Raw genomic sequence first — 25870 nt, forward strand, 5'->3', positions numbered from 1 at the left:
ATAAATTATAAATTATTAAATGATTTTATTCTTTCATTCAAAATTTAATATTGCTTACGCCCGTTCACTACGTTCGGGTCATTATTTATAATAATTTTTTACTGATTACTTTGATACTGTTCTTTACTTCTTCCGCAATTCTTCTCGCCTCCTTCATATCTTCATTGACAATCGTTACATGTCCCATTTTGCGGAAAGGACGTGTTTCTTTTTTGCCGTAAATGTGAGGTGTCACGCCGTCAATTGCCATAATTTTTTCGATGTTTTCATAGATAACGTTTCCACTATATCCTTCAGCACCGACCAAATTTACCATAATTCCGGCAACTTTGCTAGCAGTATTCCCCAAAGGCAAACCCAAAATCGCACGAAGATGATTTTCAAATTGGGAAGTATAACTCGCTTCAATACTGTAATGTCCCGAATTGTGTGGTCTAGGCGCGACTTCGTTTACCAAAATTTCATTATCATGCGTTTGAAACATTTCAACGGCAAGCAAACCAACATGGTTATAAGCCTTTGAAACTTGTAATGCTATTTCAGTTGCTTTTTGAGCTACTTTAGTATCAATTCGAGCCGGACAAATTACATATTCCACTTGATTGGCTTCGGGATGGAATTCCATTTCTACAACAGGATAGGTTTTTACTTCTCCGGAAGCAGAACGAGCGACAATTACGGCCAGTTCGTTTTTAAACGAAACCATTTGCTCAGCGACGCATTCCACATTTGGTAAATTTCCGATATCATCAATGGAGCGAACTACTTTTACGCCATTTCCGTCGTAACCAAACTGGGCGCATTTCCATACAAAAGGGAAAGTTAGACAATTTGATTTTAAATCATCAAGATTTACAAAACGTTGGTGTGCTGAAGTCGGAATGTTATGCTGTACATAAAAATCTTTTTGAATGCCTTTGTTCTGAATGAGTCGCAATGTTTTTGGAGATGGAAAAACTTTTTGCCCTTCGGCTTCCAGTTTGTCCAAAGCGTCAAGATTTACATTCTCAATTTCGATGGTTAGCAAATCGACTTTTTTTCCAAATTCATAAACGGTATTAAAATCCATTAAATCACCAATAGAGAAATGAGTAGCACCAAATTGTGATGGAGCTTCTCTGCTTGGATCGAGAATGTAGGTTTGAATATCGAATTTTCGGGTTTCGGCCAATAGCATTTTGCCTAATTGTCCGCCACCGAGAATTCCTAGTTTAAAATCGGAAGAGAAATAGTTCATTCGTTGTAGTTGTAGTTGTTGGTGCAAAGATACTATTTCAAATTCAAAAATCATTTAGATATTTTTCGCAAAACTTCACGTGCGGCAGCTTTATATCCAGCGGATTGAGAAGCAAAATCTTTATCAATGATATTTCGCAATTCCTCTTTTATCCAATCGTGTTTTTTTGCATAATGCCCTAATGTATACATGGCATAAGCTTTCGGAGCGACTTTGGCATCACCAATTAACCAATCTAAACAAATCTCGATTAGTTTTTCCTGTTGGGTTTCGCTTAAAGAAATTGTTTTGGAAGTACTCAGAAAAAAAACGGTTCTCGACATTCCTCTGATGGCTGATTCGTGTTTGTATTTCGGAATGGTTTCGCAAATGATATCAACAAAAGGAGCGAGCATTTTAGTATGAGTTTCAACAAGCATTTCGATAATCCAAACGGCTTTGTAATGATTTTTGTTGGTTAAATCGGTTGCAAAAGCTACTAAATCTTTCAGGTATTCCGGATTTTCCACAACAAAATCACGATTGCCATTTCTGCAATTTGTGCTGGCGTTGCTTTTTGCAATTCGGTTAAAGAAAGTCAGATCCATTTTGTAAATATAAAAAATCCATTTTTATTTAACATTTTCACTTCTAAGGTCTAGCTTCTAACTTCCAAGTTCTTATCTTTGCACCTTATTTTAAATTTCAAAAAAATGATACACTTACACGATAAAACATTCGAGCCATTCATTTCATCTGATGAAATTGATTTTGCAATTAAAAATATGGCTAAGCAAATGGATGATGATTTTTTTGACGAAGTGCCTGTATTTATTGGTGTTTTGAACGGATCATTTATGGTTTTGTCTGATTTGATGAAACACTATCGAGGCATGTGTGAAGTGAGTTTTGTAAAAATGGCTTCGTATGAAGGAACTGAAACAACCAACGAAGTAAAACAACTGATTGGTCTAAATCAGGATTTGGAAGGAAGAACTGTTGTCGTTGTGGAAGATATTGTCGATACAGGAAATACAATTGAGGAGTTGAAAGCTATTTTCAAACAAAACAAAGTAAAGCATTTGAAAATCGCAACCTTGTTTTTCAAACCGGAAGCCTATAAAAAAGACATTAAGATTGATTACGTTGGAATCAGAATTCCGAATAAGTTCATTGTTGGTTTTGGTTTAGACTACGATGGATTAGGAAGAAATTTAGCCGACGTTTATCAATTAGCACAATAAAAAATGCTCAAGAGTATAAAACATTATTATAAAAAATTACTAAAATTTTTAAGGTTATATAAAATGATTAACATCGTTCTTTTCGGAAAACCAGGTGCAGGAAAAGGCACACAAGCTGAATTTTTAAAGGAAAAATACAATCTGACACATCTTTCAACAGGAGATATTTTCAGATACAATATAAAAAACGATACCGAATTGGGTCAGCTTGCTAAAACCTATATGGACAAAGGAGATTTGGTTCCGGATGAAGTTACCATCCAAATGTTGCAAAGCGAAGTAGATAAAAATCCGAATTCTGACGGGTTTTTATTTGATGGTTTTCCAAGAACATTAGCGCAGGCAGCAGCTTTAGATGCTTTTTTGGAATCCAAAAATCAAAGCATTACAGCAACTGTAGCGTTAGAAGCCGATGACAATATTTTAGTTGCCCGTTTGTTAGAAAGAGGAAAAACTTCGGGAAGACCAGACGATCAGGACGAAGAAAAAATCAGAAACCGTTACGACGAATACAACCAAAAGACAGCGCCATTGATGGATTATTACAAAGCACAAGGCAAATTTCATTCAGTGGATGGCATCGGAACAATTGCAGAAGTGACGGAACGATTGACTAACGTATTCGACAAATTTTAAAAACAATTTTTTGTTATTGGTTATTACACAACTCATAACTTATAACTTATAACTCAAAATGGAAATACTCATCATACTTTTTTTAATCCTGCTTAACGGCGTTTTCTCCATGTCGGAAATCGCGTTGATTTCTGCGCGTAAAAACCGTCTGGAAACTGCAGCAAAAAAAGGAAATACGAATGCCAAAGTTGCTCTAGATTTGGCTAATTCACCAAATAAATTTCTGTCCACAGTTCAAATCGGAATTACGTTAATCGGAATTTTGACCGGTATTTATTCCGGAGATAAGATTACACACGATGTGCAGGCTTTCGTCGCAGGGTTTGATGCTTTGAAACCGTATTCGGAAAGTATTGGCGTTGGAATTGTCGTGGTTGTTTTAACCTTCTTTTCTTTGGTTTTAGGCGAATTATTACCAAAAAGAATCGGACTAAATCATCCCGAAAATATTGCCAAAGCCGTTGCTGTTCCGATGAAAATCATTTCACAAATTACAGCACCGTTTATTTGGTTATTGACCATTTCGACAGATGGATTGCTAAAAGTGTTGAACATCAAACCAACAGCTGACGGAAAAGTAACCGAAGAAGAAATCAAAGCCATTATCAAAGAAGGAACCGAAGGCGGCGAAGTTCAGGAAATTGAGCAGGACATAGTGGAACGCGTTTTTCATATTGGCGACCGAAAAATCAATTCGTTAATGACGCACAGACAATCGATAGTTTATCTTTCGTTTGACGACACGATTGAAGAATTGAAAGCCAAGGTTTTGGATGAATTGCATTCCATTTATCCAGTTTGCAAAGAGAATATGGACGATGTTGAAGGTGTGGTTTTGCTGAAAGATTTGTTTGCAAGTTTTGAAAAAGGAAAATTCAATTTAAAATCAATTACCAAATCGCCGGTTTATCTGATTGAGCATACTTCGGCTTATAAAGCATTGGAGAATTTCAAAAAATCGAAAGTGCATTATGCTTTTGTTACCGATGAATACGGAGTGTTTCAGGGAATAATTACGCTGAATGATATCTTAGAAGCTTTGGTTGGTGATGCATCCGATTTTGATGAAGATGAATACCAATTGATAGCCCGTGAAGATGGAACCTGGTTGGTTGATGGCTTGTATTCGTTACACGACTTTCTGACTTATTTTGATATGGATGAGTTGACCAACGACTACGAAGTCACAACCGTAAGCGGATTGATCATGACCGAAATGGGTAAAATTCCAACTACCGGAGAAAAGTTAATTTGGAACAAATTAGAACTTGAAATCATCGATATGGATGGAGTGAAGATTGATAAAGTGCTGGTAAAAACGTTAAGAGAATAAAAAAAGAAAAGAAATAATGACAGAGGGAAATTTTGTAGACTACGTAAAAATATATGTTTCTTCCGGAAAAGGAGGAAAGGGTTCTTCGCATCTACACAGAGAAAAATTTATTGAAAAAGGTGGCCCAGATGGTGGTGATGGTGGTCGTGGTGGACACGTTATTTTAAAAGGAAACAAAGGTCTGTGGACATTGTTTCACCTCAAGTTTGCCCGTCATATTAAAGCAGGTCATGGTGGTGATGGCGGAAGTTCAAGAAGCACAGGTCACGATGGTGAAGATATTACGATTGAAGTTCCGTTGGGAACGGTTGTTCGCGATAAAGAAACCGACGAAATCTTATTTGAAATAACCGAAAATGGTGAAGAAAGAATTTTGGCCAAAGGCGGAAAAGGTGGATTAGGAAACTGGAATTTCAGAAGTTCAACCAACCAAACGCCGCGTTATGCACAACCCGGAATGCCACCTGAAGAATTGGATGTTATTTTAGAGTTGAAAGTTTTGGCAGATGTTGGTTTGGTAGGTTTTCCAAATGCAGGAAAATCAACTTTGCTTTCGGTGTTGACATCGGCTAAGCCAAAAATTGCTGATTATCCGTTTACGACTTTGAAACCTAATTTGGGAATTGTTGCTTATCGTGAATTCAAATCGTTCATAATGGCAGACATTCCCGGAATTATTGAAGGTGCGGCGGAAGGAAAAGGATTGGGACATTATTTCTTGCGACATATTGAAAGAAACTCAACTTTATTATTTTTGGTTCCGGCCGATGCTGATGATATCAAAAAAGAATATGAAATCCTGTTAGACGAATTACGTCGTTACAATCCTGAAATGTTGGATAAGGATAAATTGTTGGTTGTTTCCAAATGCGATATGCTTGATGAGGAATTAAAAACCGAACTAAAAGCACAACTTAAAAAGGAAATCAAAGGAGTTCCTTTTATGTTTATTTCTTCTGTAGCACAGCAAGGCTTAACGGAACTAAAAGACAAACTTTGGGAAATGCTCAACGTTGATACAGAAGAGCCAGAAAACAGTCATGGTTTATAAAACAAAAAATCCCGCTCGAAAGGCGGGATTTTCTATTTAAGTAAATTTTATTTAATCGCAATAGCCGCACTAGCCGGACCGGCAAGTGGCATGATGGTTACCTTTTTAAATCCGGCTTCCTTAACCCAGGATTCAAAATCAGCTCCGGTAAAATCGAAAGCCACACCAAATTCAATCAACATGTTGAGCGACATCGATAACCCAAAAACATTCTTTTTTCGCTCGTCATCAATAATGGCTTCCACGGCAATAAAAGCTCCGCCTTCGGGTAAAGCATTATAGGCTTTTTTAATCAGCATTTTTTTATTCTCAAGATCCCAATCATGCAAAATCATACCCATGGTGATGACATCTGCTTTTGGAAATTCATCAGTAAAAAAGTCGACGGAACCAGTCTTTACTTTATCACTCATTCCTTGTGCTGCTATAGTTTCTTTGGCTATAGTTTCTACGGCTGGCAGGTCTAAAGTAGTGCAACTCATGTGTGGATTGTGTTTGGCTACCTGAATCGATAAGACGCCGGCAGCTCCTCCAACATCACAAAGTGTTTTATAAGGTGAAAAATCAAATTGATTAGCAAGCGCCATAAAATTACCAACAGATATACCTGACATGGCATGGATAAATTGTTTTAAGCGTGCCGAATCAGAATACAATTCTTCAAACATTGACTTACCACTATGTTTCAATTCATTTTGAGGTTTGCCACTAAGAAGCGCTTCGTCAAGATCTGCCCAAAACCGGAACAGCCGGTCGTTTGCCATCTCAAGGATTCCGCCTATGTAGGAGGGTTTATTTTTATCTAAAAAGGTATCAGTGTCAACCGAATTGGAATACTTAGCCGTGTCCCAAATTCCGTCACGAATTAAAAAACCTAAACCAGTTAACAGGTCAAGAAAATCATATACATGCCTGTCTGTGGCTTGAAAGGATAAAGCTTTTTTTATTTCGGCACCTGTCATCGATTTTTGGCTGGCTAACAAAGTAAATAATTCAAATTTTACTGCTGTCAGCAATACTTTGGAAGGCCAAAAAGCTGTTCCGATTTGCATAATGTTTTGGGGCGTTGGTTGGTTGGTGTTGTTGTCCATTTGTTTAATTTATAGCTTGTTAGTTGTTTGCTATACTAAAGGTATAAATTTTTTCCTAAATAATGACCAAATAAAAATCCCGTCTTTCGAACGGGATTTTTTTATTTAAAATTAGTTGTTAATGGATTATTTTTTTGGTAACCACCATATCATTGTCTAAAGTGATTTTTGCAATATAGATTCCATTAGGATAATTGAAAGCGTCAGAAAATTGTTTTTTATATTCTGTCAAGGAATAGTTATTTATGAGTTTTCCTGTTATGTCATAAAGACTTATTTTTTTTATAAACTCACTTGATTCTATTCTGATTTGATGATTAGAAATCGTAGCAAAAGTATTTATTTCACTTGGATTGTTTGTACCTAATGCATTGCTGACAAATACTAATTCAAATCGGTCGTCAAATGTACCGGCTGTAGTAGTAAATGTATATGGACTTTGTTTTATATTATGGTCAATAGTCAGTAATTTATCTCTCAAATACACGTTTTGATTACCACTAAAAATACCATCCAATTCATCTATGTTTATCGAATAATTACCAGCGTTTGTAATCTTGTAGCCTAACGGAATAATATCATTTTCATCAAATGGTAATGCTTTACCTTGTATCACTAATTTTCTGTTGTCAAGTAATGAATAAATATTTATTTCATTGTTTGTAAAGGCGTCACCATCATACAATCTGTCGTGACCATTAGTAGCACCATCAACGTAGCCCACTAACATTTGTCTGAAAGTAGTATCGCTATAAAGGTTCAACCATATTCTACTATTTTCCTCACTATGAGTTGTATTTGAATTTTTGAAAAATTGTGAATTAAAATCAGGTTCACGCATTATGTTATCAAAATGAATTTGTCCATCAGCAAAAGCCTGGGCAAAGAATCCCTGACCTGCGGCTATTTTACCATTTGGTTTTAGACTTAAATCTGATGGCGCACTTGCAGGCATGCTACCTGTTCCTCCTACTAAATTCCAGCTTCCATAGTCTGTCATTGAATAAGGTCCAGATCCGTTATATAGCGTAACAGATGTCCAGAAGAATAACGTTCCTCCCAATTCTGAATTACTTTTGCCAGCAACATTATATTCTAAAAACTTTTTGCAATCAACAGCACTTGGATACGGATTTGCTAATAAAACGGTATTTCCAGCAACCATAGAACTTGAGTTATAACTATCCACATTTACATTAACAATTCCATTTTTTGGAGTTCCGGTATATACAAAATCAATAGTTCCTGTTCCGGTACTAAATGGAGCAATATTTCTAACCCGGGCAATAAAACCTTCTCCCGAAGTTAGTGACGTAAGTCCAACCCAGGCTCCATTCATTGTGCCCGATGTCCAACGGTATTTTAAATCAAATTGTGATGGGATTTGGCTAAAAGCATTTTCAGCTACAGGTGAACCTGCATAAACGTAAGCCCATCTTGTCATAGCTCTTGTGGTTCGGGTCATCTTAATAGAACCATTATTTAAAGCAGTATTGTTGGTTTGTATTAAACTAGCACTATTTTTTATGTCAAATAGTCCGCCACTACTGACTGTGACCTCATCTGTAATTGTTATATTGTTATCTGAATTTACAGTTAGGATTCCACCTGATTTTACTTTAATGTTTTTCCCAAAAGCATCATAGCTTGTTCCGGATATAATAGGGTCAAAGGTAGTATCAGGAATTATAATGCAATTACTGGCTGTCGGCTTCCCTAAAGGTATCCAGTTTTCATCATCATCCCAATAGGAATCTGTTCCATTCCAAATTTTGGTATTGTTTGTAACTGTTATAGTCTTACTGGTCGTACAACCGTTTGCTAAAGTTGCATTGGCGGTAAAACTGTAGCTAAACAATTCCAGTTGAGCCAATGAAGGTTTTACATAAACATTGACTGCCGGTGTTCCCGAAACATAGGCAATCGTACATGCGGCGTCAGTAAAGGCGTTCACAGTAGTGGCACTAGTCCAGCTTAAAGCTGTACTAATTGGTCTGTATCCGTATAATTTTATATCATCAACAGCAACACCATCACACCATTCACCATAATATCGCACTCTGACTTTTAAGTTAGCTTGACCAACATAAGCTGCCAAATCAAAGGATAAGGTTTCAAACCGGGTTCCAATTCCTACGTCTTCAGTATATCTTCTTATTTCTGTCCATGATCCACCACCATTAGTAGAAACATCGATGGTAACAAAATCGTCAGTTAGATAAGTTCCATCCATAAAGTAACGCGAATAATACATTCTCATGCTTAAGGTAAGAGTAGTAAAGTTGACCGAACTAATTGTAGCTGAAGCTAATTGGGTGTGAGCTGTTGCATTAATTTCATCGGATGTTGTATAAGCAAAGGTATTTCCGGTTATACCTGTTGAAATTGCAGGAAACCATACCTCACCTGTTGGAACATAAGTACTGCTTTGGTTTTGCCATTGTGTTAAGGCGTCAAAACCACTTGAAGTAATATTAGTGTTGGTAAAAGTTCCCAAACCGCTGTTGAATTTTTCGTCAATAAGAAAAACCTCTTCTACATCTCCGGTTGCTGTTAGATTTAAAACTACATCTTCGCCACAAACTGTTGGATTGGTTGGAGAATAAGTTAAAGTTGGAATCGGACTAATAACAGCAGTTACAGCTGTTCTAACCAATGATTCGCAACCGTTGTAAGCAGTTACATAATAAGTTGTAGTGGTTGAAATGGAAGGTGTTGTCCAACTTCCGGTAGGACTTGTACCAACCAAGGTTGAACCTGTAGGCGTAGTATACCAACGGTATTCTGTTACTCCAACAGAAGTGCTACTAGCTGTTAGGTTAACTGTTCCGGTGCCACATGTTTTTCCGTCTGTTACCGATGTAATTAAGGAATTACAATTCGAAACCACTGTAAAAATATAATCTTCAGTTTCGCCACCATTATTGATATTTCCACAGGATTCAATAGTGGTTAAATCCGGGTATTGATTTAATCTAATTCTAATTCTATAATTACCAACTGGCGTAGAAGATGGAATTATAAATCCGAAGGTTGTTGATCCCGTAGATATAGTTCCGGAATTATACACTTCCTCATTTGTTGGAACTGTATCATCAAAAACACCATCTTTATTCCAATCCACCCAAGCTACCATATAGGAACTATATAACGCCTGAACGAACACATTGACTCCTTCACCCTGTGCCTGAGAAGCTAAGTTTGTTAATGCTGTAAAATCTTGGTATCCTCGTGGGCTTGAAGAATAAGTAGAATAATTTGAGACATCATTTAATGTCCCAATAAAACTTACTTCAGAGAAATAACAATCGTCCTGTAGGTTTACTCCAACCGAAGGAACACAGTAGTTTGATGTTATTGTTGCTACACTTCCTGAAAGAGGCGTGGTGACATTATAAGTTGGTCCGCCCGTACAAGCTGAATTATAAGCAAAGACAAAAATATAATAGGTTGTTGTTGTCGATAATCCGGTAGCGGTAAATGTTACGTTTGAGTCATTGTCAACCACAATATTCCCAGTACCAACAGTTCCACCAATGGTATAAGTTGTAGTGTTTACCGGTGAAGGTACAGCTCCGGTGGTATTAATCACTACCAAATAGTTGTTAGGGGCAGGACTTGGAGCTGTAAAGCTACCTGCAATTGTAGTTCCGGCCGAATTTAATATCAACGCGGTTGGTTGTGAAATCGGAGCCACACAAGCAATAGGGTTAATTATAGTTAATGTATAATCTTCGGTTTCTCCGTAAGTTCCTGCCATAGTACAACTCATGGTCGATGCCATATTGATTTGTTTACCATATCGAACTCTCATTCTTACTGTTCCTAATGGAGTTCCGGCTGGAATAGCAATAGCAATTGTATTGATTGAGTTTGCAATGACACCATTTCCAAAGGTGAAATATTCTCCGGCATCAGCAAAAGATTGGTTTTGGTTAAAGTCAATCCATACAGCCAAGCCGTGTTTTTTAGTACCGTAACCAGTTCCAACACTTAAATTATATGTATTTCCTCTGGTTAGTGTAGTAGTTTGTGTTCCTGTAGCAGGGAAATTAGTATAACCGCCAGTATTGCAAGTAGTGTTGTTGTTCAATGTATTGATAGTTACATTAGCAATGTAATCACCAGAAGTACAGGTTAAATTTCCTGTTGGTAAACAATAACTTGTTGCCAATGTGGTGACACTTCCATTTAATGGGGAAGTAGTCAAATACAAAGGACCACCGCTACAAGACGAATTATAGGAGAAAACATAAATGTAATATAAGGTTGTAAGTGTTAATCCCGAAGCAGTAAAAGTGTTATCACTATCTGTATCAACTACGGTATTTCCTGCTCCGACCGTTCCTCCAATGGCATAGGTTGTTCCATTTACCGGAGTTGGTGTTACGCCTGAAGTGTTGATTACAACCAAATAATTATTTGGAGCTGGTGATGCAGCGGTAAAAACCCCTGCGATAGCTGTTCCTCCCGGTGTTAAAACTAGTGAAGTTGGTTGCGCAGTGGGAGTTGTACAAGCTACAATTGCCTGAACATTTATTTTATAATCCTGTGCGTCGGTTAGAGAAAATACATTACACGGCGCAGCGGCACCTTCTGAATTAAATGCAAGTTCAACTCTTAAACGGGTTAGATTTACAATTGCAGTTAATGGAACAGTAAAAGTATTGGTTAATGTTACGCTTTGAGGAGTCGCTACAGTAGAGGTTGTAGACAAAACAGTTTCAGTGGCGACATCAAAAACACCATTTAAATTCCAATCAATCCAGGCAGAAATATTTTTTTGTGTTGTTGTAGCATTCCATATCGTAACGCTTATGGTATAACTAGTTGATTGCAAAACATTAGTTGATAGGGATGGATAATAATCTCTATAACCCCCCCAAGCAGAGTTTGTCTGATTTATAGTATTTAAGGTAACGTTTGATATATACGAACTTGCAGCTAAAGTTCCGCCAACAGTGCAATAGGTTGGTCCCAATGTAGTTGCATTTGCATTTAAAGGAGAAGCTGCAAGATATAAAGGTCCGCCAGTACACGCTGAGTTATACGAAAAGATATATACGTAATACTGTGTTAACGAGCTTAATCCTGAAGCAGTAAAACTAGTGTTACTGTCAATATCAACTACTGTATTACCAGCGCCAACAGTTCCACCAATCGTATAAGATGTTCCGTTAGTCGGTGAAGGCGCAACACCAGTTGTATTGATTACTACCAAATAATTGTTTGGTGCTGGTGAAGCCGCTGTAAATGTTCCTGAAATACTGGTACTTGCAGGAGTTAATATAAGTGCTGTTGGTTGTGCTGTTGGTGTTGTACAAGCTGCCGGCGCAACAAATGTTACTGAGTAATCTTCGGTTTCTCCGTAAGTTCCTGCCATGGTACAACTCATAGTCGATACGACTGTTAAATTGTACGCATATCGAACTCTCATTTGAGTTGTTCCGAGAGTTGCTCCCGCCGGAATAGCAATCGATACTGAAATAGTTGCGCTTGGAGCAATGGTATTACTTACTAAGAAAAATTCCCCGGCATCGGTAAATACTCCGTTTTGATTAAAATCTATCCATACTCCGGCACCGTGATTTCCGGTTCCGGCACCAACACTTAAATTGAACGTATAGGTTTGTCCTGTGACTAATGTTGTTGTTTGCGAGCCTGAAGCTGCATAAACAGTATATCCTCCGGCGCCACAGGTAGTAGTATTATTTAAAGTATTTAAAGTGACATTACTAATGAAATCACTAGCCGTACAATTTAAATTTCCGGTTGGCGTACAATAACATGGTGTAGCGGAAGTAGTGAAACTCCAAGTTAATGCTGTTCCTGTTGATGGACAGGTACTGTTTCTCGGTACTATTTTCCAGTAATAGGTTGTTGAAGCTAATAAAGTTCCTGTAGTATAGGATGTAGTAGCAACATTTGCAGTTACCGTTCCCGGAAGACTTCCTGCTCCAAAGTAAACATCATACGATGTTGCTCCAGCCGCTGCTGTCCATGAAATACTACTTACTGCACCTGTGCCGGCATAACAAATTCCCGTTGCAGCTGTTGCAGGTGATGGGACTGTAGCCAAAGTGCTTATACTTGTACTAATGACAACCGCTAAACTTCCCTGTCCAGAGCTCCAACAACCTGAAACGGTATTGTATGCTCTGATGTAGTATGTGCCCGAAGTAGTTGCAGTATAGGTGGCTGCGCTATTTGCTGTACTTGTTCCTAAAGAAACAGTTTGCCAATACCAAGCTTCATTCGCAGGAACCGTTCCTACTGCTGTTAAAGTAACCCCAGGAGGATTGCATTGTGGAGAATTGCTTGTTGGATTACTTGGGTTAGCGGGTAAAGTATTTACTGTAAATGTTCCTGCGCTGGTTGCAGTTCCGCCCAAAGCCACAACACTTACAGCTCCTGTTGTTCCGGCTCCAATAACCGCAATAATCTGAGTTGTGGTAAATGAAGTTATAGAAGCCACAGCTGTACCGCCGATAGTGACATTAGCTGCTGTTATATTATAAAAATTAGTTCCGTTTATTGTAATGGTTGAACCAACACATCCGCTTGAGGCTGCAAAACCTGATATTGTTGGCCCGCAGGTTATGATTACTTGTCCATTTCCACCAGCTCCTCCAGAGGTGCTTGTTCCACCATCTTTTTCACCGCCACCGCCACCGCCACCAGGATTTGTTCCAGATAAACCATTTGCATTTGTTTGACCAGCGCCAAAAGTAGTAGTAGTATTTCCGCCATTTCCGCCATTTCCGCCAGGAGCTGCACCTCCAGCGCTTCCAGCACCTCCAACAGTATTTGTTGTTCCACCTGTTGCAGTACCTCCAGCACCTACGGCACCACCATTTGCATTTCCGTTGCCACCACCACCAGCTGTAAAACTATTTCCAGATGGAACATGGGAAAGTGTTGTTGGATTACCACTTAAACCATTTGCTCCGGCTGCTCCGGCTATTGCACCAACACCAACATTATAATTAATGACATCACCAGCAGTTACGTTAAAGGTTTTGGTAGTGTAGCCACCACCACCACCACCAGATCCACCAGAATTATTGGTTGAAGATCCGCCGCCAGACCCACCGCTTCCCCATACCTGAACATTTACAGATGTTACTCCGGCAGGAATGGTATATGAACCTACGCCAGTTGATGGATTAGTATGAACTTGAGCATTTATAATATTTGAAGAAAACATCCAAATCAGAAATAAACTAATTCCTAATTTGGTAAATGTAGATTTCGATTTTTCTTTTTTGTTTGGGTAATTGTTTTCCATACAGCAGATTAATTTTCATTCAACAATGGGATAAAAATAAATCTAGTCTATTATTACAATCTGAACAAAATTAATAGTTGAAGCGATAAAAAAGTCGATTAACTACACAACAAAGCCTATCTGTTGGTTAACAAATAATTTTATGCAATGACTCTAGAAAACAATGTGTTATAGATAAAAATTATTTTTTCTGAATTTTTTCTGCGAAAATTCTGTTTTCTTCTGTTATAACTTTTACAATATAATTTCCTGATGCTAAGTTTTTATAAGGAATCTCAATGTTCTCTGAACCTAAATTATCGATTTTGTTTTCGGAAATAAACTGACCTAAAATGTTATATAATTTCACAGTTTTGATAATCTCCTTTGTGTTAATATGTAAGACGTCATTACTATTTGTAAAATAAATTATAGGGCTGCTATTTTGTGAAGGATTATAAGTTCCTAATGCATTTCCTGAGAAGCGAAGAGAAAATCTGTCGTTGTAGATGCCAATTGGTAATGAAATACTAAAATCATCATTTTTAATGTCATAATCCATTCCGGTTTCAGCATCATGGATGTATAATTGAGTGTCTTCTGAAATATTTTCCAGTGTGTCAACTTTGATTGTGTATGTGCCAGATGTTGAAGCTTTTAGGCCAAGAGGCAGTATCTGGTCGGTATTAAAATCTGAAACCGCCTGGATAGTCAATTTAGCATCAGTGGTTTTCCAATATAAATCATCCGCATTTTCATCAATTATCGGGGCATCATAACCGACATCAAAAAAACTGGTCGTATTCTCATCAACACCTACTAAAATTTGTCGGTGAATGTTCGAAGGTGATTGATATAATAATCTGATTTTTTGTCGGTTATCAATATCGTCATTCGTTGTTTGATTCCGGTTATTAGATCTAAAAAACACAGAATTGCTCACCGATTCTACTTTGAAAGCGCGTTGAGTGTTTTTAAAATTAATAGTACCGCCTGTAACTGGTGTACTTAAACCAGGATTGTTTCCTGTTAATGCTGCATTTGAACCAGTTCCAATAAAAAATCCTTGTGCTACAGGTATGTGTCTTTTTGGGACTCTTGTTCCCATTGCGCCATTAGCATTTATCAATGGATCGTTCGAAATAGCTACCACACCACCCATTAAGGTATAAGTTGAATAGCCACCAATATATTGATTTAGAATATGGGATTGTCCTCCAAAATGATCCCAAAAATATAAAGCCCCATTAAAAATATTTGAAGCAGCTCTTCCCGCACCATCTTTTATGTTATCTTTTATAAATTCGTCAGCATCTAAGGCAGATGGATAAGGATTTCCAACTAAATAACTTTGATTTAAAGAAATTGACAAAGGAATAGTTCCATTGTTTGGCTTACCAACAAAAACATAGTTCTGTGGCGTGGTAAATGGTGCAATTCCGGTAACGCCTTTCATCGTAAATCCTTCACCAATGCCTATAGTTCCTGTGCTTCCAACATATTGCCATCCCGCATAAACGGTGCTTACACTGGTATATTTAAACATCCAGCGGTTACCAAGTTTAACAGGCGTAGTTATTGCACCATCGGCAAAATAGGCACCGTCGCCAAAAGTTATTGCACTTGGGTTAAATGAATTTGTGGAAGAATCAGTTCCGTCTCTTAAAACACCACCGATTGTGTAGTTTGTACCATTAGTTGAAACTGGTGATGACCAATAATTATAATGATAGCTACTTCTATTACCTTGCTGGTCTTTCAATATTTTTCCTGTTCCAGCAGAAGGATTTGCAACTGTACCATTTTGAACAATCTGCGCTTCTCCAACTAATCTTAAATCACCGCTTAGTAGTGATAACTCATTAGCAACGGTTAATTCAAAGCCATTAACAACACTAATCCCTTTGGCACCATTGGAATTGTTTAATGTCAAATTATGAAAAGCTTCATTAGTTTTAATTCCAGCATTGATATTTTGTATCTGATTTAATGTAGCGCCATTAAAAGTAACTGTCCCTGTTCCTGGAATAAAGCTACCACTATTTCTCCAGTCTCTACTTATCTGTAATTCAGAATTATTAGTAGCAACCATTGTTACAGAGGCACCAGAGGCAACTATTAAATCACGTGCTGATGCAATATAATTATATGCAGCTGCAAATGGTGATGTTCTATCTATAAGAGGCATTCTGCCAGAATTGGTAACTGTTGGGATTTGCGCATCAATAGTACTTGAAGGTAGTCCGCCAGCCCAATTTTTACAATCAAACCAATCGGTACTAACAAGTCCAGTCCATAATCCCGGAGTTCCATTAAGAACTGTAACAACTGCGGCACCAGTCAAGTCTTGTGATCTTGCACTACATCTGGAGTCGCTTAAAGCCGTTATGGTAAACGTTCTGTTTGCTGTCATTCCGCTTATGCTAAATACATATGGACTTGAAGTTATTCCGTTAACCGTAGTTGTAGATACACCATTGCTATAAGTTAAGTTCCATGGTCCCGTTCCTTCTAAGGCAACGCTAAATGTTGCTGTCCCACCATAACAAATGGTTTGTGATGGTTGAATATCACCTTTAGGTCTTGGATTTACTCGAGCTATTATAGTTCTTGGCGGACCAATGCATCCATTTGCTGTAGGTGTGATAGTATAAGTTACAGTACCCTGAACGGTTCCTGTAGCTGTTAACGTTTGATTGATAGAGCTTCCTGTGCCAGCACTTCCACCAGTAGCATCAGTTTGGGCGACAGTCCAACTAAATGCCGTTGATGTTTGTGTGCCTACGACTGCACTCGATAATGCAATAGTATTTACATCACCTGAACAACTCGTTGTTGGCGATGCTGTAACTATTGGTAATTGATTTACTGTTACTGTAATATAGGTAGTGCCTTCTGGTCCATAACTAGTACAACCATTAAGAAAAGATGTTACTGCATAGGTAGTAGTAACTGTTGGATATACACTTACATTGGTAGCATTGGTAACGCTAACAGTAGCGTTTGAAGTGATATCCGTCCATAATGATGTAAGTGCAGGTACTGGGGCTTGAGGAATGTTTACATTATCGATAACCCAGGCATCACCAGTGATACCAGGACCATTAGATTGTAATCCATGGTAATTAAACCGTATTCTCAGGTTGGTATAGCCTAAATAGGCATTTAAATTGATACTTACAGCTGTGTTAAATGGATTGTACGGACCTTGATTTCCGGTGTAGGTAGCCAAGATTACAGGATAGGTTGTACCACCATTAAATGAAAGTTCTACTTTACCCCAGGCTCCGGCTACTAATTTATGCGCATGATTGAATGTTAGATTTGCCGATGATAATCCAAAAAGATCAAAAACGGGAGTTTGTAACGTAGTATCTAAATTTCCTCTTGCAATAGCAAACTTATCATCAGTTGTAGTGTTATATTCACTGCTGGCATTTCCATTTGTTTCTTTAAAGGTAGTCGGATTTCCATTATCTCCACTTGCACTAAAAACTCCATTTCCATCCACCAACCAGCCTGCAGGGTTAGCAGTGTTAAAAAGTCCACCATATTGTACGTTTTGACTACTTGAAAAACCGCTTAAAGAAGTTAAAGTTGTAAATTCTCCTGCACATATAGTAGATGGAGTAGCAGTTACAGGCGAAGGCTTAATGTTAGGAATTACAAATAAAATGGCAGGTGTAGAATAGGTAATATTACAAGACGCATTTTGAACGACAGCTCTAAAAATGGTAGTTGCTGTTGCATTAGTATACGTAAAATTACTATTACCAGCACCACCTAAATTCAGCCAAGTATTTCCTGCATCTGTTGAAGATTCCCATCTAAGAACCGTTCCTGTTTGTCCATTGAGAGCTATAATTCCGGATGAAAGATGACAATCGGTATGAGTACTTACCGGTGAAGGTAAAGCAATCATAGTACCACTCGAGTTGGCTGTGTGTGTAATTGTGGCCGAACCTCCGGCCGATAATGAGTTTACAATTAATGTAGCATTATTTGAAGTAGCACTAGGTGAACAGCTTCCACTAACCACACATTTATAATTGGATGAAGTGTCTGCTGTGCTTACAGGATTTATTGTTAAGGTTGCTGATGTTGCTCCTGAAATTGAACCGCCATTGCTTAAAAGTGTTGCGCCATTGTACCATTGATAAGTCAATCCTGTTCCAGTAGCAGTTACAGAAAAGCTAACAGAACTTCCGGAACACAAAGTTTGAGAAGCCGCTGGTTGCGAAGTAATAGCTGGAAGTTGGTTGACAACTAAAGCGGCATTATTCGAAGTTACTGCCGTACATGGACTCGCTCCTGAAACCACACATCTATAATTGGTAGCTGCATCACCAGTTGCGATTGGATTTATTGTTAAAGTTGCTGATGTTGCCCCTGAAATAGCTCCGCCATTAGATAAGGCGGTTGCTCCTTTGTACCATTGATAACTCAAACCGGTTCCAGTTGCCGTAACAGAAAAAGTAGCCGGGCTGCCTGCACATACAGTTTGGGTAAGGATAGGTTGGCTTGTAATGGCAACAACTTGGTTTACAATTAATATAGCATTATTTGAAGTAGCACTAGGAGAACAACTTCCACTAACTACACAATGATAATTGGATGAAGCATCAGAAGCGCTTATAGGGTTTATTGTTAAGGTTGCAGTTGTTGCTCCTGAAATTGAACCGCCATTGCTTAAAAGTGTTGCGCCATTGTACCATTGGTAAGTCAATCCCGTACCAGTAGCACTTACAGAAAAGCTAACAGAACTTCCGGAGCACAAAGTTTGAGAAGCTGCTGGTTGCGAAGCAATAGCTGGAAGTTGGTTGACAACTAAAGCGGCATTATTCGAAGTTACCGCCGTACATGGACTCGCTCCTGAAACCACACATCTATAATTGGTAGCTGCATCACCAGTTGCGATTGGATTTATTGTTAAAGTTGCTGATGTTGCCCCTGAAATAGCTCCGCCATTAGATAAGGCGGTTGCTCCTTTGTACCATTGATAACTCAAACCGGTTCCAGTTGCCGTAACAGAAAAAGTAGCCGGGCTGCCTGCACATACAGTTTGGGTAAGGATAGGTTGGCTTGTAATGGCAACAACTTGGTTTACAATTAATATAGCATTATTTGAAGTAGCACTAGGAGAACAACTTCCACTAACTACACAATGATAATTGGATGAAGCATCAGAAGCGCTTATAGGGTTTATTGTTAAGGTTGCAGTTGTTGCTCCTGAAATTGAACCGCCATTGCTTAAAAGTGTTGCGCCATTGTACCATTGGTAAGTCAATCCCGTACCAGTAGCACTTACAGAAAAGCTAACAGAACTTCCGGAGCACAAAGTTTGAGAAGCTGCTGGTTGCGAAGCAATAGCTGGAAGTTGGTTGACAACTAAAGCGACATTATTCGAAGTTACCGCCGTACATGGACTCGCTCCTGAAACCACACATCTATAATTGGTAGCTGCATCACCAGTTGCGATTGGATTTATTGTTAAAGTTGCTGATGTTGCCCCTGAAATAGCCCCGCCATCAGTTAAGGCAGTTGCTCCTTTGTACCATTGATAACTCAAACCGGTTCCTGTAGCCGTAACAGAAAAAGTAGCCGGGCTGCCTTCACATACAGTTTGGGTAAGGATAGGTTGGCTTGTAATGACAACAGCTTCGTTTACAATGATTGCAGCATCATCAGAAATAATTCCGCTGGAGCATCCATTTGTAACATGACAATTATAGTTTGAAGCAGCATCAGCTAAAGCAACAGAATTTATTGTTAAAGTAGCCGATGTTGCACCGGTTATATTTCCACCATTACTTAATAAAGTTGCTCCTTTATACCATTGGTATACTAAATTTCCACCAGTAGCAGCAACGGAAATACTAACAGAATTACCTTCACAAACAGTTTGGGAAACTTGTGGCTGAGTGGTTATCGAAGCGCTTTGGTTTATATTCAAAATGGAATTAGCAGAGGCAATAGCACTACATGGGCTGGTTCCACTAACCAAACAATAGTAGTTTGCAGCAGCATCACTTAAAGCTAAAGGAGAAATGCTCAAAGTATCAGTAGTAGCACCCGAAATTGCCCCGCCATCAGTTAAGGCAGTTGCTCCTTTGTACCATTGAAAAGAAATCCCGGTACCAGTGGCAGCAACAACAAATGTTGCTATGTCGCCGCTGCATAAAGTTTGTGTAGCAACAGGTTGAGAAGTTATCGTAACATTTTCAATTACGATTAACTCAGCATTTGTTGAAGTTGCTGCAGGGGAACAAGTTCCACTTACAACGCAATTATAATTTGCAGATGCATCACCTAAAGTAATCGGATTTATAGTAAGAGTAGCACTTGCGGCACCTGAAATTGAACCACCATTGCTTAAAGGCGTTGCGCCATTGTACCATTGGTAAGTCAATCCTGCTCCGGTAGCAGTTACCGAAAAACTAGCGGAACTTCCTGAACATAAAGTTTGGGAAGCTACAGGTTGCGAAGTAATTGCAGGAAGTTGGTTGACAACTAAAGCGGCATTATTTGAAGTTACTGCCGCACATGGACTTGTTCCTGAAATTACACATCTGTAATTGGTAGCTGCATCGCCAGACACAATTGGATTTATTGTTAAAGTAGCCGATGTTGCACCCGAAATAGCTCCGCCATCAGTTAAGGCAGTTGCTCCTTTGTACCATTGAAAAGAAATCCCGGTACCAGTAGCAGCAACAATAAATGTTGCAGTATCTCCGGCACATAAAGTTTGGGTAGTAACAGGCTGAGAAGTAATGGTAACTTTTTCAATTACGATTAACTCAGCATTAGCTGAAGTTGCTGTAGGGGAACAACTTCCGCTTACAACGCAATTATAATTTGCTGATGCATCTGTTAAAGCAACCGGATTTATAACAAGAGTGTCCGATGTTGCACCGGAAATTGATCCTCCATTGATCAAAGCAGTAGCGCCATTATACCATTGATAAGTCAAACCTGGTCCGGTAGCGCTTACCGAAAAGCTAACTGAACTTCCTGAACAAACAGTTTGTGTAGTGAGAGGTTGTGTACTTATTGCAGGTAAAGCCAATACATTTACTGCATTGGTTGTTTTGCTGCAATTCGTAGTTGAATTGGTAAAAGTAAAAGTTGGACTTCCAACAGCAACACCAGTCACAAGACCAGTATTGTCAACAGTTGCTTTGGTGTTGTCACTACTAGTCCAGGTTCCTCCTGAATTTGGTGTTAATTGAACAGTACCTCCAATACATACACTAGCCGGAGATGAAACCACAGGAAGAGCATTAACGGTAACTGTTGTATTTACGGAATTGGCACACCCATTTCCATTAGTATAAGAATAAGTGATTAGTGAAGTTCCACTAGAAACACTTGAAACAAGACCACTTGTATTTATAGTGGCAACTCCAGTGGAAGCACTATTCCATGTGCCGCCAGGAGTTGAATTTGATAAAGCGGTCGTCGAACCGATACAAACCGATGTAGTACCCGTAATTGGATTTAAAACTGGTAAAGGGTTTACAGTAAAACTACTAGCGCTGGTTCCGGTTCCTTGCGGAGTTGTCAAAGAAATTGTTCCTGTTGTAGCAGCAGCTGGTAAAGTTGCTGTAACCTGAGTGTTACTATCCTGCACAAAACTTGCTGGGGTACCGTTAAAACTTACAGAAGTTGTTGCTGCGATATAACCACCGGTTATTACTACTGATGTAGTAGAGCCAACACAGGCACTCGTTGGAGAGAATCCAATAGTAGTATAATAAACAGTAATTTTAATATAATCTACCGTAGCAGTTAAACTATTGTTTGCGTTTACTGATAGTACCGCTCCAAAATTAGTCGCATTGATATCAGCCGGAGTCCAGGTTGTTCCCCAGGTATCTGTCGATGAGCCATAAGTTGCAACAGCAAGGGTTGTAGTATAAGCTGCTGCAGTAGCTTTATTAGTACCAGTAACAACTCCACCCTTTACAAGGTAAACAGCATTGTCTTTTGTTACTCTTCCAGCGTTTACTGCACTGGTTCTTCGGTTTATGGTAACAACAATACCGTTGATTATGGCACCGGTTGGAATTGAAAAATTATAATTACTGCCTTGTAGGTAATCCGTATTTCCCGCACCACCAAAAACGGCAGTAGCATAATTCGTGTCGACAGTATTAGTAATGTTTCCCGGATTTGTCCAGTCAATATTTGCACCTGCGATAAAATTACCGGTTAAAGGGTTATTTGGTCCAACAGATTGTGCAAATGAATAATTTCCGAAGAAAAGAGTGAGCGTAGCTAGAAGTAGGATATATTTTTGTTTCAAAAATAATTCTAGTACAAATTCCGTTTTTTGTGATAAGTAGTTTTTCTTCATAGGGCGATGAATTTTAAACTCCATTAATAATAATACGAATTTATACTACCTTTTTACTGTGCAACAATTTTTCGGTTACACTACTTTAAAAATCGATAAAGTGCATTTTTTTTAAATATTTTTAAATAAATTGACTATAATAGTCTGTTTTTCAGCAATATGTGTGTTTTTGAAATAGTGCATTTCAACGAACGAAATGATACTTTCATGGATAAAATAGGAATAAATGAAAGATTGAAATTTTGCTCAATCTTAACAAATACTATTTCAAGAAATAGGTATTAATAGCTTATATTTGTTTCTATGAAAATTTTTGTCTCATTTTTACTTTTTTTACCAATGCTGCTCTTTTCTCAAACAAATTTTGAGAAAGCAGAAAAGCTATTTAGTCAGGAAAAATATACTGCGGCAAAGCCTATTTTCGAAAGCATTTATAAAGAAAATCCAAACCAGTTAAAAACCATAGAGTATTTGGGTGACATTGCCAGTAATTTAAAAGACTGGGACAAAGCGGCTTTTTATTATGAAAAACTAAAAACCTTAAAACCCAATGAAGCCGATTATTACTTCAAGTATGGTGGCGCTTTGGGAATGAAAGCACAAACAGGTGGCAAATGGGTTGCCATCAGACTAATTGGAGATGTCAGAAGTTCACTTGAAAAAGCATTAGTTCTTAATCCAAATCATATTCAAGCACGATGGGCATTGATAGAATATTATCTTCAGTTACCTGCATTTGTTGGAGGCAGCGAAAGAAAAGCGCAACGATATTCGAATGAATTATTTAAAATCTCACCCGTCGATGGATATCTTTCCAAAGCACATATCGATGAATATTTTAAAAGATATAAAAATGCTGAAAAAAACTATATAAAAGCGATTGAAGTCGGTGGTTCCAAAAACACCTACCATCGCTTAGCCGAATTGTATAGAGAAAAATTACATCAACCCGAAAAAGCATTACAAGTTTTACAAGCTTACCAGGAAAAAAACAAATCATAAAACATGCGTACACATTTCATAGCCATTGGCGGCGCTGCCATGCATAACCTTGCTTTAGCATTACACAATAAAGGATATAAAGTTACCGGAAGCGATGATGCCATATTTGAACCTTCCAAATCACGATTAGAAAAAAAAGGATTATTACCGGCAGAATTTGGCTGGTTTCCTGAAAAAATAACATCAGATATTGAAGCAATTATTCTCGGAATGCACGCCAAAGCGGATAATCCTGAATTATTGAAAGCACAAGAATTGGGATTGAAAATCTATTCGTATCCGGAATTTCTATACGAACAATCTAAAAATAAAACCCGCGTTGTCATTGGTGGTTCGCACGGAAAAACAACCATCACTTCGATGATTTTACATGTGATGCATTATCATAATATTGAAGTCGATTATATGGTTGGCGCGCAGTTGGAAGGTTTTGATACGATGGTTCATCTGACACACGAAAATGATTTTATTGTTTTGGAAGGCGACGAATATTTATCATCACCAATCGACAGAAGACCAAAGTTTCATTTGTACCAACCAAATATTGCTTTGCTTTCGGGAATTGCGTGGGATCATATTAACGTGTTCCCAACCTTTGAGAATTATGTAGAACAATTTGAAATATTTGTTAACCAAATAACCAAAGGCGGAATTCTTGTCTATAACGAAGAAGACGAAACGGTTAAAAAGGTTGCCGAAGAAACTACAAATACCATCAGAAGATTGCCATATATAACACCAAGTTACAGTGTTGAAGACGGAACTACTTTATTAGACACACCGGAAGGACCAATGCCAATTGAAGTTTTTGGGGCACACAATCTCAATAATCTGGCTGGCGCCAAATGGATTTGCCAAAACATGGGCGTTGACGAAGCCGATTTCTATGAAGCTATTGCAAGTTTTAAAGGAGCTTCCAAGCGTTTGGAAAAAATAGCAGAAGGAAAAGGAAAAGTAGCTTATAAAGATTTCGCCCATTCTCCGAGTAAAGTTTCGGCAACGACCAAAGCCGTAAAAGCACAATATCCAAACAGAAAACTAGTCGCTTGTCTGGAACTTCATACGTACAGCAGTTTGAACGCCGAATTCCTAAAAGAGTACGAAGGCGCTCTCGATGCTGCCGATGTTGCTGTGGTTTTTTATTCGCCTGATGCGGTGAAGATTAAGCAACTCGAAGAAGTAAGTTATGACCAAATTGCGCAATCTTTCAAACGTGATGATTTGATTATTTATACCAATCCGGCTGAGTTTAAGGATTTTCTTTTTAATTACGATTTGAATAATTCGGCTTTACTTTTAATGAGTTCAGGTAATTATGGCGGATTAAACTTTGATGAGGTGAAAGGATTGATACAATAAAACACATTTTTATTCGTTATTATGTAAACCAAAACCTATAACGATGAAAAAAATCCTTTTTTTATTTCTTACTGCAGTAATGTTTACATCTTGTTCAACTGATTCTGATTCAACAGATGACAGTTTTTTTAATTTGAATGAGGGAAACCTTTGGGTTTACAAAAGATATTTTTCAAATGATGGTGTAAATTACAGCCCTACGAACAGTATTGATAGTGTCAGGGTAACAGGTGACACCTTGATAAATGGTTTGAATTATGCTAAATTGGTACATAAAAAATACAATTCAGATGTATTAATTGCTGTCGAGAAAGAATGTTTAAGAGTAGATTCTAATGGTCATTTGGTCAATGAGAACGGATTTGTGTATCATCCCGGAACCGATAGCGAGTTTTATAATATAAGATCTGTACTAATTGGTGGAACTGAAGATGTTGGTTCAATAGGAGAAGAACTTCTCGAACCATTTACAACGACTATCGAAGGCATTGATTATTTTGTTTATTCCTATTATGGGATTTTTAGCCCGAATGATCCATCACTTCCGGGCAATTATATTTTTTATCAATATAAAGAAGGCCTTGGTTTAGTTTGCCAGCGATGTGCTGCAGTTGCCGGCCCTTATTCCACAGAAGACAGATTGATTTATTATGAGTTGAATTGATTTAGGGCTTTTGATACTTAAAATGTCCGGCAATCGGATAACTGAAAAGACAATCTTCCAACACTTGTCCACCGCCAACATTATGCACTATCATAGGATTTCCATCTGCTGACTTTTTATTGGTAATGATTCCAATATGTGGTAGTTTGCCATTAATCATCCAGGTTACAATTTCACCAGTTTTATAATCAGCTGCGTCATCGGTAACGACTAATTTTTGTCCTTTTCTGCCAAAGAAAACCTCAAGGTTCGGAACTCTTCTGTGGTCAATATTGGTATCCGTTTTGTGCAATCCCCATTTTTTTATATTTGGATAAAGAGAAAAATGCTTCACCATATCTTCATGAACTTCTTTCTGCAGGTCAATGCCCAGTTTTCGGTAAGCCCGAATGACAACATCAGTGCAAACACCGGTTTTGGTCGGAACATCTCCATTAGGATATTTTATCGAAACATAGCTTGGAGTATAAACAATATCAGGGTCAACAATAGAAACAGCAGCTGCCGAAAGTTTGTCCTCAAATGTTTTGGGTGTTGTGTTAAAGGTTTCAGCATCTTTTTGGCTACAAGTAGAAAGAGCCAATAAAGTAAGCAAAAAGTGTACTGTTTTCATATTTTAAGGGTTTAAATTTATAACGAAAAATCCTTACT

General features: G+C 38.1%; 13 protein-coding genes. 7 read left to right on the top strand and 6 right to left on the bottom strand.

Annotation, left to right across the window (positions count from 1 at the left end):
* Window positions 1-85 precede the first annotated feature (85 nt).
* Both GS03_RS05775 and GS03_RS13340 read right to left on the bottom strand, forming a co-directional pair.
* The gene (locus tag GS03_RS05775) at window positions 86-1237 is read right to left on the bottom strand and encodes a 5-(carboxyamino)imidazole ribonucleotide synthase (protein WP_136153070.1); all 1152 of its coding nucleotides are present in this window, start codon (window positions 1235-1237) and stop codon (window positions 86-88) included.
* A 50-nt stretch (window positions 1238-1287) separates the two neighbouring features.
* Window positions 1288-1824 (bottom strand): hypothetical protein, encoded by a 537-nt coding sequence (locus tag GS03_RS13340; protein ID WP_168710271.1) that lies wholly within the window; start codon window positions 1822-1824, stop codon window positions 1288-1290.
* Window positions 1825-1929: 105 nt separating this feature from the next.
* On the opposite strand from GS03_RS13340, the gene hpt reads away from it, so the two are divergent.
* The 4 genes from hpt (at window position 1930) to obgE (ending at window position 5480) form a co-directional block, all read left to right on the top strand.
* Window positions 1930-2460, top strand: coding sequence for a hypoxanthine phosphoribosyltransferase (gene hpt / locus GS03_RS05785; protein WP_136151611.1), 531 nt, complete (start codon window positions 1930-1932; stop codon window positions 2458-2460).
* Between the two features lie 63 nt (window positions 2461-2523).
* On the top strand, window positions 2524-3096 hold the full coding sequence (locus GS03_RS05790) for an adenylate kinase (RefSeq protein ID WP_136151612.1): 573 nt from the start codon (window positions 2524-2526) through the stop codon (window positions 3094-3096).
* A gap of 109 nt (window positions 3097-3205) precedes the next feature.
* Window positions 3206-4429 carry a hemolysin family protein gene (locus GS03_RS05795; RefSeq protein ID WP_246034190.1) on the top strand — a complete coding sequence of 408 codons (1224 nt, stop codon included), beginning with the start codon at window positions 3206-3208 and terminating at the stop codon, window positions 4427-4429.
* A 16-nt stretch (window positions 4430-4445) separates the two neighbouring features.
* The gene (obgE, locus tag GS03_RS05800) at window positions 4446-5480 is read left to right on the top strand and encodes a GTPase ObgE (protein ID WP_136151614.1); all 1035 of its coding nucleotides are present in this window, start codon (window positions 4446-4448) and stop codon (window positions 5478-5480) included.
* A gap of 47 nt (window positions 5481-5527) precedes the next feature.
* Here the strand turns inward: obgE and GS03_RS05805 are convergent, their stop codons facing one another.
* The 3 genes from GS03_RS05805 to GS03_RS05815 form a co-directional block, all read right to left on the bottom strand.
* Window positions 5528-6571 carry a methyltransferase gene (locus GS03_RS05805; RefSeq protein ID WP_136151615.1) on the bottom strand — a complete coding sequence of 348 codons (1044 nt, stop codon included), beginning with the start codon at window positions 6569-6571 and terminating at the stop codon, window positions 5528-5530.
* A 118-nt stretch (window positions 6572-6689) separates the two neighbouring features.
* Window positions 6690-13859, bottom strand: a complete 7170-nt coding sequence (locus GS03_RS05810) for a GEVED domain-containing protein (protein ID WP_136151616.1) — start codon at window positions 13857-13859, stop codon at window positions 6690-6692.
* Window positions 13860-14040: 181 nt separating this feature from the next.
* Window positions 14041-22194, bottom strand: coding sequence for an Ig-like domain-containing protein (locus GS03_RS05815; RefSeq protein WP_168710272.1), 8154 nt, complete (start codon window positions 22192-22194; stop codon window positions 14041-14043).
* A gap of 303 nt (window positions 22195-22497) precedes the next feature.
* On the opposite strand from GS03_RS05815, the gene GS03_RS05820 reads away from it, so the two are divergent.
* From GS03_RS05820 to GS03_RS05830, 3 genes are read left to right on the top strand one after another with little or no spacing between them, the layout of a single operon-like run.
* Window positions 22498-23196 carry a tetratricopeptide repeat protein gene (locus tag GS03_RS05820; protein ID WP_136151618.1) on the top strand — a complete coding sequence of 233 codons (699 nt, stop codon included), beginning with the start codon at window positions 22498-22500 and terminating at the stop codon, window positions 23194-23196.
* Between the two features lie 3 nt (window positions 23197-23199).
* Window positions 23200-24555, top strand: coding sequence for a UDP-N-acetylmuramate--L-alanine ligase (locus GS03_RS05825; RefSeq protein WP_136151619.1), 1356 nt, complete (start codon window positions 23200-23202; stop codon window positions 24553-24555).
* A gap of 43 nt (window positions 24556-24598) precedes the next feature.
* Entirely contained in the window at window positions 24599-25219 is a 621-nt protein-coding gene (locus GS03_RS05830; protein WP_136151620.1) for a hypothetical protein, read from the top strand.
* A gap of 1 nt (window position 25220) precedes the next feature.
* On the opposite strand, the gene GS03_RS05835 is transcribed toward GS03_RS05830, so the two are convergent.
* Complete coding sequence (locus tag GS03_RS05835; protein ID WP_136151621.1) at window positions 25221-25832, bottom strand: DUF1287 domain-containing protein; 612 nt, start codon at window positions 25830-25832, stop codon at window positions 25221-25223.
* Window positions 25833-25870: the final 38 nt, after the last annotated feature.

This window comes from Flavobacterium sangjuense, from assembly GCF_004797125.1.
GTDB lineage: Bacteria > Bacteroidota > Bacteroidia > Flavobacteriales > Flavobacteriaceae > Flavobacterium > Flavobacterium sangjuense.